The 14621-nt window shown below is 47.5% G+C and carries 11 protein-coding genes; 4 read left to right on the plus strand and 7 right to left on the minus strand.

Annotation, left to right across the window (positions count from 1 at the left end; all coding sequences use genetic code 11):
• Nucleotides 1–71 precede the first annotated feature (71 nt).
• The 6 genes from AC0YNZ_RS20545 to AC0YNZ_RS20570 all read right to left on the minus strand — a co-directional run bounded on the left by AC0YNZ_RS20545 (nucleotide 72) and on the right by AC0YNZ_RS20570 (nucleotide 7011).
• The gene (locus tag AC0YNZ_RS20545) at nucleotides 72–998 is read right to left on the minus strand and encodes an aromatic acid exporter family protein (protein ID WP_475828367.1); all 927 of its coding nucleotides are present in this window, start codon (nucleotides 996–998) and stop codon (nucleotides 72–74) included.
• 69 nt (nucleotides 999–1067) lie between these two features.
• The gene (locus AC0YNZ_RS20550) at nucleotides 1068–1931 is read right to left on the minus strand and encodes a transglutaminase family protein (RefSeq protein ID WP_475828368.1); all 864 of its coding nucleotides are present in this window, start codon (nucleotides 1929–1931) and stop codon (nucleotides 1068–1070) included.
• On the minus strand, nucleotides 1928–2884 hold the full coding sequence (locus tag AC0YNZ_RS20555; protein WP_475828369.1) for an alpha-E domain-containing protein: 957 nt from the start codon (nucleotides 2882–2884) through the stop codon (nucleotides 1928–1930). Before AC0YNZ_RS20555 ends, AC0YNZ_RS20550 begins: the two co-directional genes overlap by 4 nt.
• A gap of 34 nt (nucleotides 2885–2918) precedes the next feature.
• The gene (locus AC0YNZ_RS20560) at nucleotides 2919–4370 is read right to left on the minus strand and encodes a circularly permuted type 2 ATP-grasp protein (protein WP_475828370.1); all 1452 of its coding nucleotides are present in this window, start codon (nucleotides 4368–4370) and stop codon (nucleotides 2919–2921) included.
• 67 nt (nucleotides 4371–4437) lie between these two features.
• Nucleotides 4438–5709, minus strand: coding sequence for a Glu/Leu/Phe/Val family dehydrogenase (locus tag AC0YNZ_RS20565; protein WP_475828371.1), 1272 nt, complete (start codon nucleotides 5707–5709; stop codon nucleotides 4438–4440).
• 27 nt (nucleotides 5710–5736) lie between these two features.
• Nucleotides 5737–7011, minus strand: coding sequence for a cation:dicarboxylate symporter family transporter (locus AC0YNZ_RS20570; protein ID WP_475828372.1), 1275 nt, complete (start codon nucleotides 7009–7011; stop codon nucleotides 5737–5739).
• 260 nt (nucleotides 7012–7271) lie between these two features.
• Here AC0YNZ_RS20570 and AC0YNZ_RS20575 point away from each other — a divergent pair, with 260 nt between their 5' ends.
• Entirely contained in the window at nucleotides 7272–8552 is a 1281-nt protein-coding gene (locus AC0YNZ_RS20575; RefSeq protein ID WP_475828373.1) for an ATP-binding protein, read from the plus strand.
• Between the two features lie 6 nt (nucleotides 8553–8558).
• Nucleotides 8559–9485 carry a response regulator gene (locus AC0YNZ_RS20580; RefSeq protein WP_475828374.1) on the plus strand — a complete coding sequence of 309 codons (927 nt, stop codon included), beginning with the start codon at nucleotides 8559–8561 and terminating at the stop codon, nucleotides 9483–9485.
• A gap of 49 nt (nucleotides 9486–9534) precedes the next feature.
• Here AC0YNZ_RS20580 and abc-f read toward each other — a convergent pair whose 3' ends face one another.
• Nucleotides 9535–11352, minus strand: a complete 1818-nt coding sequence (gene abc-f, locus AC0YNZ_RS20585; protein WP_475828397.1) for a ribosomal protection-like ABC-F family protein — start codon at nucleotides 11350–11352, stop codon at nucleotides 9535–9537.
• Between the two features lie 435 nt (nucleotides 11353–11787).
• On the opposite strand from abc-f, the gene AC0YNZ_RS20590 reads away from it, so the two are divergent.
• Together AC0YNZ_RS20590 and AC0YNZ_RS20595 are read left to right on the plus strand one after the other, a co-directional pair.
• The gene (locus tag AC0YNZ_RS20590) at nucleotides 11788–13662 is read left to right on the plus strand and encodes a 3-oxoacyl-[acyl-carrier-protein] synthase III C-terminal domain-containing protein (RefSeq protein ID WP_475828375.1); all 1875 of its coding nucleotides are present in this window, start codon (nucleotides 11788–11790) and stop codon (nucleotides 13660–13662) included.
• The gene (locus AC0YNZ_RS20595; protein ID WP_475828376.1) at nucleotides 13659–14540 is read left to right on the plus strand and encodes a DUF6999 family protein; all 882 of its coding nucleotides are present in this window, start codon (nucleotides 13659–13661) and stop codon (nucleotides 14538–14540) included. Before AC0YNZ_RS20590 ends, AC0YNZ_RS20595 begins: the two co-directional genes overlap by 4 nt.
• Nucleotides 14541–14621: the final 81 nt, after the last annotated feature.

Genomic DNA, 14621 nt, shown 5'->3' on the forward strand with positions numbered 1-14621 from the left:
ATATAACGTATTTTGGTTTAATCGACCTTCACTTAAAAACGCAATAGCCATTCAACGATCGTGAAATCATTTTAGATCGATTTAATGTAAAGTTCTAATTCATTGGCCACCACAAACAAGCTTGCACGGTTTTCAAATTCTGTTCTGTTTTGGGGCATTGGAAGAAGCTTATGATACTCTCTGATTTTGCGCAGCTCTTCATAAAGGTTTTTCGTGTGATTCTGGTCACTCGAATGAACGCTTAATAACAGCAGAAATTCACCGATTCTCTCCCCTTGCTCCATTTGGACAGTAATTCGGGATACGTAGGGCAGCATCCTATCCAAAATATCATACTGCTGCTTCTTCTTTTCAAAATAATCATAATAAGAATCAGCCTTGAACATGATACTGTTCTCGGCATCGAGCAAGGCCAAGGTTTTTAACTCTGAGAGCGAATCAGATAGCTGCAGCAATTCTTTCCCGTCCCACTGCGTTTTTCCATCTTTTAAATAGGCCGCTATCTCATGCAATATAGTACGAAACAAATGATCAACCTCTGCTTTGCATTGGTTTAACTGCTTATCAATACTCGGCATATAAGCATTGATCACAAGTGCCACTCCCAAGCCAATCGCAATGACGAGAAACTCGTTCACGAAAAACGAAAACTCCGGTTTCTTGTGCATATAGACGTGCATGACAATGACCGAACTGCTTGCAATCCCTTCCTGAATCCGGAGACGGACACATAACGGGATAAATAAAAGCAGCAAAATGAGAAATGAATAAGGAAAAAAACCAAAGATCAAAAATACAACGCTGGCGAAAAACATCCCGATGATACAAGCGAAAAATCGGCTTACCGCAGCTTTTATAGACTGCTTGCGCGATTTCTGAATACATAAAAGCGTAAGTATGCCGGCCGAAGAAAAATTTTGGAGCTGCAATAACTGGGATACCAGCACGGAAATACTGACGCCAACAGAAGTTTTGGCCGTACGAAATCCAATCCTCATCAATGGTACCCTGGGCTTCAGCCGAATGAACCTGAGATTTATATCCATCCTCTCCATTTCACAATACGGTCAACTTTCCAATCGCCGCACATCTACGGTTACGTGCAGACGTTGGCTCCCGTTACCGCGATAAACACCCTTGACTGGAACGATATCCTTGTAATCACGGCCATGACCAAGCTTCACATAACGCCAGCCGACCTCGGCGTTGTTTGTAGGATCGAACTCGAGCCAGCCGATACCCGGAATATGCACTTCTGCCCAGGCATGGGATGCCTGCTCGAAATCTGCGCTGCCGCCCTGAAGATCTCCTACAAAATGATACCCGCTGACATATCGTGCGGGCAGACCGACGCTGCGGCAGATAGCAATCATCAGATGAGTGTAATCCTGACAAACCCCTCTTCTGAGCAGTAACGTTTCACTTACCGTCGTGTGTACATGGGTCGCTTCAGGATCATAGGTGAAATCGAGGTGAATGGCTTCCATCAGCCTCTTCGTCCACGAGTATAGACCACTATCCGTGAACGGATACATACCCGCATAGGAACGCAGTTCCTCCGTCACCTCTGTATATTGGGTAGGCAATAAAAATTCGATGTACCGATTTTGAAATTGTTCGTCGCGAAGCTGAGCACTCTTCTCCATCTGCGAAACTTGTGAAGGGTCAGGCACTTGCTTGTCCTTTGTTACAACCACCGAGCTCGTCCGAATGATCATCTCCCGGAACGGTTTGTTCACCGAGAAGGAATGAACCCGATTGCCAAAATAATCTTCATATGTAAAAAGAGAAACCGGCGGCTCAATAATAACTTGATGATGATAGCATGACTGCCGATAATTGGTTCTTGGAGTCAATCGAATTTCATTAATACTGTCCGTCACTAGCTCTTCGTAGGTATAATGGGTTACATGGCTGATCTCGATTTTCAAGCATAGACCTCCTCGTGATAAAAATACGATTTCGCCATCAAAATCCCGAGCTTCTGACAGGATAACAGCAAATTGCTGAGAAGCGGGCTCATCTTGCCCATTGCAAAATCCTCTCGTTCCAGGCAGCATAAATCCGCTTTTACTTTGCTAACTTGCCGCAGAACCGCTTTTTCGTATGTCAGATCAAATTTATAGGGTTGCATCTCAAGAATCGACAGATGTTCTTCCAGCTTTGTAAAAGTAAAATGCACAGAACGCGGGAATGCTTCATTTCCGATCAAAAACTCCAAAATACACTCCACCGACATCGCGTCTGCATAAAACTTGCGAAAAGCTTGATAGCCGCTAACCGATTTCAGGACGGCAAGCAAATAGGAATACGGTTGCGCTTGAGCTTCAGCGATAGCATCAGTCACGGACTGCAGGATGCGCAGCGTATTTTCCGCCCGTTCTAAGAACCGTCCGCTTTCAATGAAATGCCACTCATTTTCACGCAGCATGACCGAATGTTCCAGTCCTAGAAACATCGCGGTCCTTTGATTAATTTGTTTATAAAATAAATGCGGAGTCTCTATGAGAATGTCCGTTTCCTGCTTATCTTTCAACCACAAATAAAAGGTATTCAGCATATCCCATAATTCGGTCGGCAGTTTATCCCGGAGCGTTCGCAAATTATTGCGCGCCTGACTCACACAGGAAAACAATGAGTTCTCATAACGGCCATCTAGAGTAATGAAGGTAAGCACATCTTTTTCATTGAATGAATCGTAGTGCTGCAAATAATCTATCCGTGCTCCCAGCGTATCAATCAAACGCGCCCATTTGTGTTCCTCATGCTCAACATCCCCATCTTGCTGGATATAGTAATGAACGTCAATCAGCCTCGCATGATTTTCCGCCCGCTCGATATACCTTCCTACCCAAAACAAAGCCTCCGCATTTCGATTGATCATCACTCTAGCTCCTCGAATATTATAATTGAAAACTCTAGGCCAATACCCACGTATCCTTGCAGCCGCCACCCTGTGACGAATTGACAACAAGCGATCCTTCTTTGAGTGCAACCCGCGTCAAACCGCTGGGAATAATGTGCACTTCTTCTTGAGCGCCCATCAACACGAAAGCACGCAGGTCTATGTGCCTCGGCACCATGGAACCATTCAACAATACCGGTGCCTGTGACAGCTGCATGGTCGGTTGCGCAATATAACGGCTCGGGTTCTCCCGGATCTGCACGGCGAAGTTGGCCAGCTCCTCTTCTGAGGCAGACGGTCCGATCAACATGCCATAGCCGCCGGATAGCGAGGTCTCTTTCACCACCATGTCCGCCAAATGACCGAGTACATACTCGCGTTCCTCAGGGCGGGAAAGCAGGTACGTCGGCACGTTTCGCAAAATTGGCTCCTCGTTTAAGTAGTAACGGATCATGTCCGGCACATAAGCATATATCGCTTTGTCATCGGCTACCCCTGTACCCGGAGCATTGGCAATCGCAATGTTGCCGGCGCGGTAAGCATTCATGATACCGGCTATGCCGAGCATGGAATCCGGCTTGAATGCCAGCGGATCGAGATAATCGTCGTCGATCCGGCTGTACAGAACATCGATCTGTTCAAGTCCCCTTATTCCCCGCATATAAATCTTATGATCGTTCATTACGAGATCTCTGCTTTCCACCAAATGAATCCCCATCTGCTGAGCAAGAAAAGCATGCTCATAATAAGCCGAATTGTATGCACCCGGCGTCAGAAGTGCAATGATAGGGTCGGAATTTCGGGATGGAGACAAACTCCTAAGCGAAGACAGGAAATGATTCAGGCTGTGCTCCACTTCGCGAATCGAATAAGAGAAGGAAAGTTCGGGACATACATGATTCATGAGCGACCTTCCCTTGAAGAGATAAGAAAAACCGGACGGAGATCGAAGATTGTCTTCCAGAACATAGTACTCCCCATCCGAATGACGGATCAGATCGATTCCCGAAGTAGTAATGTAGGTTCCTCCCGGTACATGGACTCCCATCATCTCAGGACGAAAATAGCGATTTCCGATCACCATGCTGCGCGGAATGATTCCTTCCCGGACAATCAACTGTTCATGGTAGATGTCATGCAGAAACTTGTTGAGCGCCTTTACCCTCTGCAACAGACCAGCTTCCAGAGAGGACCATTCGTTTTTTGGGATGATACGCGGAACAATATCAAACGGAATGGTTCTCTCGAGCGGAGCTGAATTCGACTGATTATACAGCGTAAAAGTGATTCCTTCTTCCATCATACTCCGGTCCAACTCGGACTGTTTAGCAATCAGTTCTTCTGGCCTCATGCCTTCAAACCACCGATTTACGTGCATATAGTGCGGCCGTACTGACGTCTCTTCCCTGAACATTTCATCGAAAAAATCATACAGCGGATAAGTAATCGAAGGTGATCTCATCATTCCAGACAACTCCTACCATAATCGGATAAAATAATATCAAATTTACAGACAATAATCGGCTGGTTTTCTATATCCAGCCTCTCCATTTCATTGCTTCAATCATCTTTTTTAACCCGATAATATAAGCCGATAATCTCATATCTATTTTCTCTTCAAGGGACGTTTCATAAATCTTATGGAAAGAGGATTTCAAAATCTTCTCCAGCTTTTCATTAACTTCTTCCTCCGACCAATAGTATCCCTGGTTGTTCTGCACCCATTCGAAATAGGATACAACGACACCGCCGGCACTGCCCAGTACGTCCGGAACGAGCAGGACTCCTCTATCGGTCAATATTTGCGTAGCCTGCATAGTCGTAGGCCCATTCGCTGCCTCGATAACCATTTTCGCTTTAATTTGAGCGGCATTCGCTTCGGTAATTTGATTTTCAATCGCAGCAGGCACTAAAATATCGCAGTCTTGAATTAATAACTGTTCATTCGTAATCCGATTGGGGAACAAATTTGTGACCATCCCGAATGAGTCACGCCTTTCCAATAAGTAGTCAATATCTAGCCCCTCAGGATCGTATAAGGCTCCATTGGCATCGGATATGCCGATTACTTTTGCCCCGGCATCATGAAGGAACTTGGCAAGAAAGCTGCCTGCATTCCCAAACCCCTGGATAATGATCCTGGAACCCTCAATGGGGATGCCTATAACTTTACAAGCTTCGTTCAGTACGATCGTTACACCGAGAGCCGTTGATGATTCTCTGCCCTTGGATCCCCCCAGCACAAGCGGCTTTCCGGTAATGAACCCTGGAGAGTCGAATTCGCGAATTCGGCTGTATTCATCCATCATCCATGCCATAATCTGTGAGTTGGTATATACATCAGGAGCCGGAATATCTTTGGTCGGCCCGACAAGCTGGCTAATCGCATGCACATAACCGCGGCTTAACAGCTCCAATTCGCGAGGGGACATCGACTGCGGATCGCATTGAACACCGCCTTTGCCCCCGCCGTAAGGCAAATCCGCTATACCGCATTTCATACTCATCCACATGGAAAGAGCTTTAACTTCTTCCTCCGTTACGTTAGGGTGAAAACGGACGCCGCCCTTTGTTGGACCGACCGCATCATTGTGTTGAGCCCGGTAGCCTGTAAACACTTTAACCTCGCCGTTGTCCATTCTGACTGGAATTCGAACGGTTAAAATTCGAAGCGGCTCCTTGAGCAATTCATAAACAGCCTCCTCATAACCCATTTTCTGAAGGGCTAATCGGATGACTTGCTGTGTTCTTTGAAGAACGCCGTTCTTTTCTTGAACATCCATCACTTGAGATTGCTGGCTCATGCTCTTCCCCTCCACAATGATCCTAATTTATGCAGCTTCATTTGCTGACTTCAGCTTCTTCGTGTACAATTGCGATTTATTGGCATCGAATTGGCCTTCCGATTTGGAGATGACCACTGCAGCCAAGCTGTTTCCAAGAACGTTAACGACTGTCCGCGCCATATCCAGAATGCGGTCGATTCCGGCAATAAAGGCTAGTCCTTCAGGCGGAATGCCCACTGAACCAAGCGTTGCCAGCAGCACCACGAAAGAAACGCCCGGCACTCCGGCAATCCCTTTGGAGGTGACCATTAATACGAGCATTAAAGTAATTTGATCGGTCAGCGAAATATCGATACCGTACATTTGCGCAATGAAAAGTGCCGCAATCGCCTGATACAGCGTTGATCCGTCCAGATTGAACGAATAGCCGGTCGGAACGACGAAAGAGGTAATCGCCTTGGGACAACCGAACTTCTCCATTTTCTCTATCACTTTAGGCAGGACTGTCTCGGAACTAGCCGTTGAGAAGGCAAGAATAAGTTCATCTTTCAAAATTTTAATAATGGAAAAAATACTTGTACCGCTTAGTTTGGCGATGATGCCGAGCACGATAACCACAAAGAAAATCATCGCAAAGTACACAACGAGCACAAGCTTTCCTAACGGGATGAGCGAAGCGGCCCCGAATTTCGAAACGGTTACGCCGATTAACGCAAATACGCCGAATGGAGCAAACTTCATAATTTGATTAGTTACCCAGAACATGGCATCCGCCACGCCTTGAAAAAAGCCCAGCACCGGCTTACCCTTATCTCCGATAGCGGCGACGCCCAAACCGAACATGACGGAGAAGAAAATGACTGCGAGCATATCCCCGTTTGCGAGAGACTCTATAATATTTTTGGGTACAATGTTAACAAAGGTGTCGGCAAATCCGTGGCTCGCTGCCGTTTCAGCCGCATCCACATATTGATGGACATCGGTCTTGACGAGATGAGTCATATCAATGCCGGAGCCCGGCTGCAGCAAATTGGCTGCCAGCAGTCCTAAGATGATAGCGACCGTCGTCACGATTTCAAAGTAAAGGAGCGTCTTCCCTCCGAGCTTACCAAGCTGTTTCATACTGCCAGTGCCCGCAACACCGACAATAAGAGAAGAAACGACGATGGGAACGACGATCATTTTGATCAGACGGATAAAGATATCGCCAATCGGTGATAGGTAACTGCCCACCGACGGGTTCCCGTAAAACAAAATACCAACCGTAATTCCCAAAACAAGTCCAATCAGAATTTGCCATGCAAGACCGATCTTCTTCATTTGATTCACCCCTCAAATTTACAATATTTTATTGATGTTCTGATCTTAAAACGCAATCTACTAAAATCTACAAAAACATACATTCGAAGATTAATTTGATGTCATGAAATCTAACATTATATTGTTTAATCCTCTATTTCTCTATATAACAAAGCTCCATTCTATCGTTCTAACTATCGGTTTGACGATAATTATTGAAAAAATCCGGCCACTCGCGTTAAATAAGTTTACGTAGTCATGGAATTAGGAGGTGATTTCCCTTGAAAATAAACATCGCTGCGTTTATCCTTATGCTTATTACCGTTCCTCTCGCAGGGGAATTGAAATTTTACCCTTTTCACGACGATTTCCGCGTCAGTCTGGGCACAACCTTTTTCTTCTTTTTTTTATTATGGATTCAAAGAATACCGCCAGTCTTATCCGGACTTCTGGTAGGGCTCCATGTTGTTGCCCTTCGCATCGCTTCGGATTATTTATTGCTGACGGATGTTTCTTTCGAAGAGCTTGTCCGCCTGCATTATCCGGCTTTATTTTATTACCTTGCATACGCGTCTTTATTTCAATTTTTAAAGTTGAACAAGCTCCCTTACAGGCCTCTGCGGGTCGGAGTTCTAAGTGTCGTAATTGAATTCATTTCAAATCTGGCTGAGCTCTCCTTCCGCCATTCCGTTTCCCTTACGACCATAGATTTATTTGCTTTTGGCCAACTAATCTTAATTGCGGTCATCCGCAGCTTTTTTGTTCTCGGTTTTTTTAATATTATTCAATTACGCCAGTCCATCTTAAACGAAGAACAGCAGCGCAAAGAAAAGGAACGCATCCTTTTGCTCGTTTCCAATTTATATGAAGAGTCCGTCCAATTAAAAAAAACGCTGCAAAACTCAGAAGATATTACAAGAGAATGCTATGCGTTGTACCGGGGCTTACAGAATGCCGACTCTATAAATGGGATCGCGAATTTTGCGCAGCAAGCCTTGCGGATTTCCGGACAAATCCATGAAATTAAAAAAGATAATCAACGAATATTGGCAGGGATTTCCAAAATGATTGCCGACCAGAGTTCATCAGACTATATGCTTCCGGTGGAAATAGGCCGTCTGGTTGTCAGAACGAATCAAAAATACGCGGTTTCCTTAGGCAAAGATATACAGTTCCTATTGGATATCGAAGAGACGCTGCCCCCCATGCATGTGTACACCCTTTTATCTTTGATTAACAATTTGGTTGCCAATGCGGTTGAAGCCATCTTTAACAAAGGGACAATAAAAATTTCTGTCCGCCGTTTGAATGAATTCATTGTATTTCGAGTCAGCGACAACGGTCCTGGTATCCCGCCTAAGAAAAGAAAGGTTATATTTACGCCAGGATACACTTCAAAGTATGATGTTTCAGGAAAGCCTTCTACCGGAATCGGTTTATACTATGTTCAGGAAGTCGTGAAAGACCATGGTGGACAGATTGAATTACTGGATGGAATGGAAACCGGCGAAACCGTATTTATCATACAATTGCCTATCGATGAGCTTACCCGGAAAGGATGACTATCCATGCGATTTTTTATTGTGGATGACGATCAAGGAGTTCGCTCCATGTTAGCTGATATTATTGAGGAGGACGGGCTGGGGAAAGTTGTCGGAGAAACGGATGACGGCTTTCATATAAACAGCGACTTGCTGGAGCTGAAAAAAGTTGATATTCTTTTGATCGATTTATTAATGCCGATTCAAGACGGGATCCAGACCGTTCGGGCATTAGGCCCGCATTTTCGCGGAAAGATCATCATGATCTCACAGATCGAATCGAAAAATATGATTTGTGAAGCCTACTCGCTTGGAGTCGAATATTATATTACCAAGCCGGTTAACCGGCTTGAGATTTTAGCGGTTATCCGAAAGGTCGAGGAACGCTTGCGGCTGCAAAAATCGATATCCTTTATACAGAAGACGCTGCAGGACCTTACATTCGAGAAGCCTCAGGAGAAGCAAGAAACGCCCGGTTCAAAGAAAGAAATATTGACTGCCGGTCATTTTCTGTTATCGGAGCTTGGGATGATTGGGGAAGCAGGCAGTAAAGATTTATTGGATATTCTCGGGTATCTATACGAAAAAGAAACCGAAGCTGTTCACTCTCTAAATGCGTTTCCTTCATTAAAGGATATTTTTATTAATATCGCTTTGAAAAAACTGGGAAACTCCGCAGCATCTGCGGAACTAAATAAGGAGATCAAAGCCTCGGAGCAGCGTGTACGAAGAGCTATTTTCCAGGCGCTGAGCCACATGGCTTCACTTGGCCTAACTGATTATACCCATCCAAAGTTTGAAAATTATGCTTCGAAAATATTCGATTTCACCGAAATCCGAAAAAGAATGTCGGAATTGCAAAATAATATAGAATCATCCCAATCCCAAATCCGGATCAACACAAAAAAATTTGTACAGGTGCTCTATTTGGAAGCGAAGCAATCGATGAGTTAATTATACTAAAGAGAGGGGCCTGAGCTAATAAGCCAGCCCCTCATGCTGTTTAGAAGCTGCTTATTTGTGCGCGCAGCCTTCGGATTTCCTGTATAAGCAGCTGCTGCTCCCCGGGATCATCCGGCTGTGTGCTGCTCATGATCCGGGCTAAGCGAAGCTGCAGCATTTCCCGCTCGTTCTGGTTCAGCTGCTCCTCGGGTGAAAGTGACCGGCTGCGATCCTTGGACATAAACTCCTCGTATGTTCCCGGGAACAAGCTTGGCTCACTCTGCCCATCCATCACGAGCAGGCGGCTCGCCGCTTGGCGGATCAAGTACCTGTCATGGGTCACGAGCAGAATCGCGCCGGGATAATGCTGAAGCGCCTCCTCAATCCGTTCGCGCGTACTCACGTCCAGATAGTTGGTCGGCTCGTCAAGAACGAGCAAATTCGCTTTGCCGAAATACAGCTTCAGGAACGCTACTCTGCATTTCTCGCCCATACTCAAATCCCCGATTCGCTTAAACACATCCTCCTTCGAAAATAAGAAGCAGCCCAAAATAGTCCGCGCATGCGGCTGCGTCATCCCCGGCAGCATCAGCAGACTATCCAGAATGGTCGCCTCGTTATCGAGCTTACCCAGCTCCTGCTCGAAATAACCGATTTTCGCCTGCGGATGAATGCTTACCTTGCCTGCGGCAGGCGTTAAGCTGCCCGTTGCCAGCTTCAGCAGGGTCGACTTACCCGCTCCATTCGGTCCAAGCACGGCAAGGCGGTCGCCCCGGTCAATCGAGAGATTAAGCTTACTGAATATATGCTTGCGGCCTTCATAAGCAAAGCTAACATCCTCCATGCGCAGCAGCGTCGAAGCCGCGAAGCCATCCGGCTCCAAATGCATGCGCAGCTGCGATTCCTCGCGAGGCTTCTGCGCTTTTCCCTGATCTAAACGCTCCAATGCGGATTCTTTCGCATGCAGACGCGACACGTTTTTCTTTGACTTTGACCTTAAAAAATCATTTTGCCCTGCCGCTTTATGCGCCTGCTGGAACCATTCCGCATACATGCGTATGCTCTCTAGCAGCTTCTCCCGCTCCAGCTCCTGCTTCTTGTGCAGCGCCTCCTGCGTCCTTAGCTCAAGCTCTTTCTGCGCCTTGTAGTCGGTGTAGCCTCCGGGATAGCGGCGGCAGCCATTCCGCTCCAGCTCCAGAACGGCCGTTGCCGTGCGGTCGATAAACGTCCGGTCATGCGACACGTATACGATCGTTCCCGGATACGTCCTCACCCAGCGCTCCAGCCAATCCAGCGCAGCCGAATCCAAGTGATTCGTCGGCTCATCCAGCACCACGAGCTTCGGCTCTCTGACCATAAGCGCCGCCAACTGGGCTTTCGTCTTCTGACCGCCGCTGAGCTGCGCGAATGGCAGGCGCCACAAAGAAGCATCAAAGCTTAACTGAGTTAAGCATCTCTCCGCTTTAATCTCAAAGCCATAGCCGTCAAGCTGCGCATATCTCTCGTACAGCTCGCTGTATTGATTTAAAAGCTTCTCACTCGTCTCTTTCTCTTTCATTTGCCGCGTCAGCTCCGCCATTGCCCGCTTCAAGCCGAACAATTCCTCCGATCCCGCCTGAACGAACTCGAGCAGCGTGAGCGGGGTATCCGTCTGCGCCTGCTGGTCAAGCCAGCCCCACTCTTCAAGGGGCAATAAGCGCTGCACCGCACCGCCATCAAGCACAAGCCTTCCGGTCAAGCTCTGCAGCAGCGTCGTTTTGCCTATGCCGTTGCGCCCGAACAGTGCAAGCCGCTCGCCCTCTTTAACCTCGAAGCTTATATTTTCGAACAGCATACGGCCGTCCCATTCTTTATTCGCCTGTTTAACTTTTAGCAACATCAATGTACATTCCCCATTTCCGATTACATAATAAAAAACCGTGGCCAGCGGCACACGGTCGAATACGCAGGGGAATATCAGGTAAACGAAAATAAGGATGCGTTTCGCCGCTGTATTGCGGGTAAACATCTCCTGTCTATCGCTGCTGATTGACTAAGCACAAGCCCCCAAATCGACGCACGTATCCCTGACCGGTTCTCGCTGCCGAGAACGCCGCTTGTTTTTAAACAAGTTGTTTACAGGAATCGTGTACTTACTTCATCGGCTGGGTTACCTCCGTCAGTCATCAGTTTTAATATGCGATTATTATATAAGACTGGCGAGTATTTATTCAAGCCCAACTTTCAATGCGGTACCAATTAAAGTTAGTACTAGGCTTAAAACGCAGCATCAACGATTATAAGACATATAAATATTCCTTAATGGAGGTGCTTCATGCATTCTGTATATATAACGAGTATCGGTAAGTTTTTGCCCGGATCGCCTGTCGGCAATGATGAAATCGAGGCTTACCTCGGCAAAATAGGCGGCAAAAGCTCTAAGTCGATGCGGCGCATCCTCGATCAAAATAAAATACGCTTTCGGCATTATGCCATCAGCAAAGAGCAAAAAAGCCTCTATTCGAATGCGGAAATGGCGGGGCTCGCCATACGCGATGCGCTTGAGCGGAATAAAGCGGCACTAAGTGACAAGGTCGAATTCCTCGCAGTCGGCACGACGCAAGGCGATTTATTAGTGCCCGGCTTCGCCAGCATGGTTCATGCTGAAACCAGCCTGCCTGTTATGGAGGTCGCCACGCATCATGGCGTTTGCGCCAGCGGCATGCAGGCGATGAAAAACGCCTACCTGCATGTGCTGTCCGGCGAGCAGCAAACAGCGATTTCCTGTGCGAGCGAATTTCCGAGCCGCGCATTTAAGCATACAAGGTTCGAGGCGCAGGAGGCGCTTTCCAACCGCCAAGTCCCTTTCGATACCGACTTTCTGCGATTTATGCTATCCGATGGTGCCGGCGCGGCGGTACTGCAGCATCATCCTGCCTCATCCGGGCTGTCGCTGCGCATCGAATGGATCGACAACAAATCCTACGCGAATCTATATGACGTTTGCATGTATGCAGGGACCAATCAGGAAAATGATGAGCAGGCTGGCTGGCTCGACTATCCCTCCATTCATGAAGCAGCAAATGACGGAGCCATTAATCTAAAGCAGGATATTCGGCTCGTCAACGAAATGCCGAAGGTTGGGGTTAACCGGTTCTTCGAGCTTGTGGATGAGGGCAAGATCGACCCTGCCGCCATTGATTGGATGGCATGCCACTATTCGTCCCATTTTTTCCGCGAGGAGATCTTCAGGCTGCTGCAGCTTGGCGGACTTACAATCCCCGAGGAGAAATGGTTCACGAATTTATATACGAAGGGCAACACTGGCGCGGCGTCGATCTATATCATGCTGGAGGAACTGCTTAACGAAGGACATCTGAAGCCCGGCGAGCAGGTGCTGTGCATGGTTCCGGAGAGCGGCAGATTTCAGACGTCGTATATGCTGCTGACCGTTGTCGGCTCCGCGGATGATGCCGAGATGGCAGCGAGGCCTGCGTTCGAGGAAAGAAAACCCGAGGCCCCTTATCTGGAGTACGACGCAGCAAATAACGTTCAAGCCCATCTGGTCAGACAGCTCGTGCAGGTATGGATCGATTTTGAGCAAAAGCTGGCGCATGTTCCGGTTATTCAGCATTTGTACAACAATAAATTCACTCTTCAAGATTACATGGCGCTGATGGAAAATATCCGCCAGCAGGTCATTGACGGCTCGCAGTGGATCGCCCGCGCAGCTTCATATATCGCGATTGAGCATATTGATCTCCGTTCGACGTTCATCGCTCATGCGCGCGACGAGCATCGCGACTTTCAAATACTGGAGCGCAACTATGTTGCCGTTGGAGGAGACCTGGCGAAAATTCAGTCCGGCGAAAAAAATATCGGCAGCGAGGCATTATCGTCTTATTTATTTCAACGGGCTAGCCGTGAGAATCCGATCGATCTCATCGGCGCCATGTGGATTATCGAAGGGCTGGGCTGCCGAATGGCGCGCTACTGGGGCGAGATGATCCGCGATCAGCTCGGACTGAGCGATGAGGAAGTGTCGTTCCTTCTCTATCATAGCGACTCCGACGAGAAGCATTTCGAGAGGCTTGAGGCGGTCGTACAGCATCCTATGCTGACGATGGAATTTGCGGCGCGAATTGTAAAAACGGCTAAAACGACTGCACGGCTGTACCTGCTCCAACTAGAGGAGCTGGGGAACGTATGAGCGAAGCCGATTATTTTAAAAATATGGCGCATGACAAAAACGATCCGAATCCGTTTCTCGCGATATTCATGGATCAGAGCATTCCCTTCAATGAAGAGGCAAAGGCCGCTTACCTTAAGGATTGCTCAAGCAAATCGCGGCAGTTTCTATTGCCCTTGTTGAGACCTTTTGCGCGGATGATGATTATTTTGCTGCAAATTTATAAAATCATTGTGCCAAAGGCGCTCACATCATCTCGCATTCTGCACCGCGTGCTGCATTTCGGGATGAAAACCTTTGTCAGTCCGAGCGCTAACTTTATGATTTTGCGCCACTTCTATCTCGGCTCCGAGGTGCTGGGCTTCATTCGCGACAATGTGCCCGGCGTCCAAATCGAGATGAATCCGCTAAAGCCGACCCGTCTTGAGCCGGTTAAGGATGATCTGTTTTTGATACACGACCTTAATTTATATAATTTCGTCATCAATCTCAATCGGGAGCTTCAAAGCAAGGGGATCGAGGTAAAGAAGCAGGAGACGCTTCATTTCGGTTCGATTACCTCGTCTCCCCTGCCCATTGAGCAAATGCCGAATCGCTGGACCAACTTTATGGATTTGACGACGGCGATCGAATGCTTCACTCCTGTCTACCAGATGTTCCTGACGGATAATGATTTCTGGCGGGCGACCAACTCGCTGCAGCTGGATGAAACGATCGGTATCCTCGCCTCTAAGATTATCGGCAACAACGAGCGGCTGGCGCTCATAAACAACAAACATCCCATGGTGCCGCTCACAACGCTGAAAGCAGGCTTCCGCCTTGTACTGCATGGACTGGCGACGGAGCAGCTCCACGCGCTGCTCGTCGAACTTAAGCTGAAACAGCAGCAGCACTCATAAAGAGCAGCTTCTGGCTGCCAAGCCTACACGGCTGCCGCCATCTTTAGCATCATAATCTCGAGCAAAAAAAGAAGGCAAACA

Source organism: Paenibacillus sp. J2L1-98 (assembly GCF_056269405.1).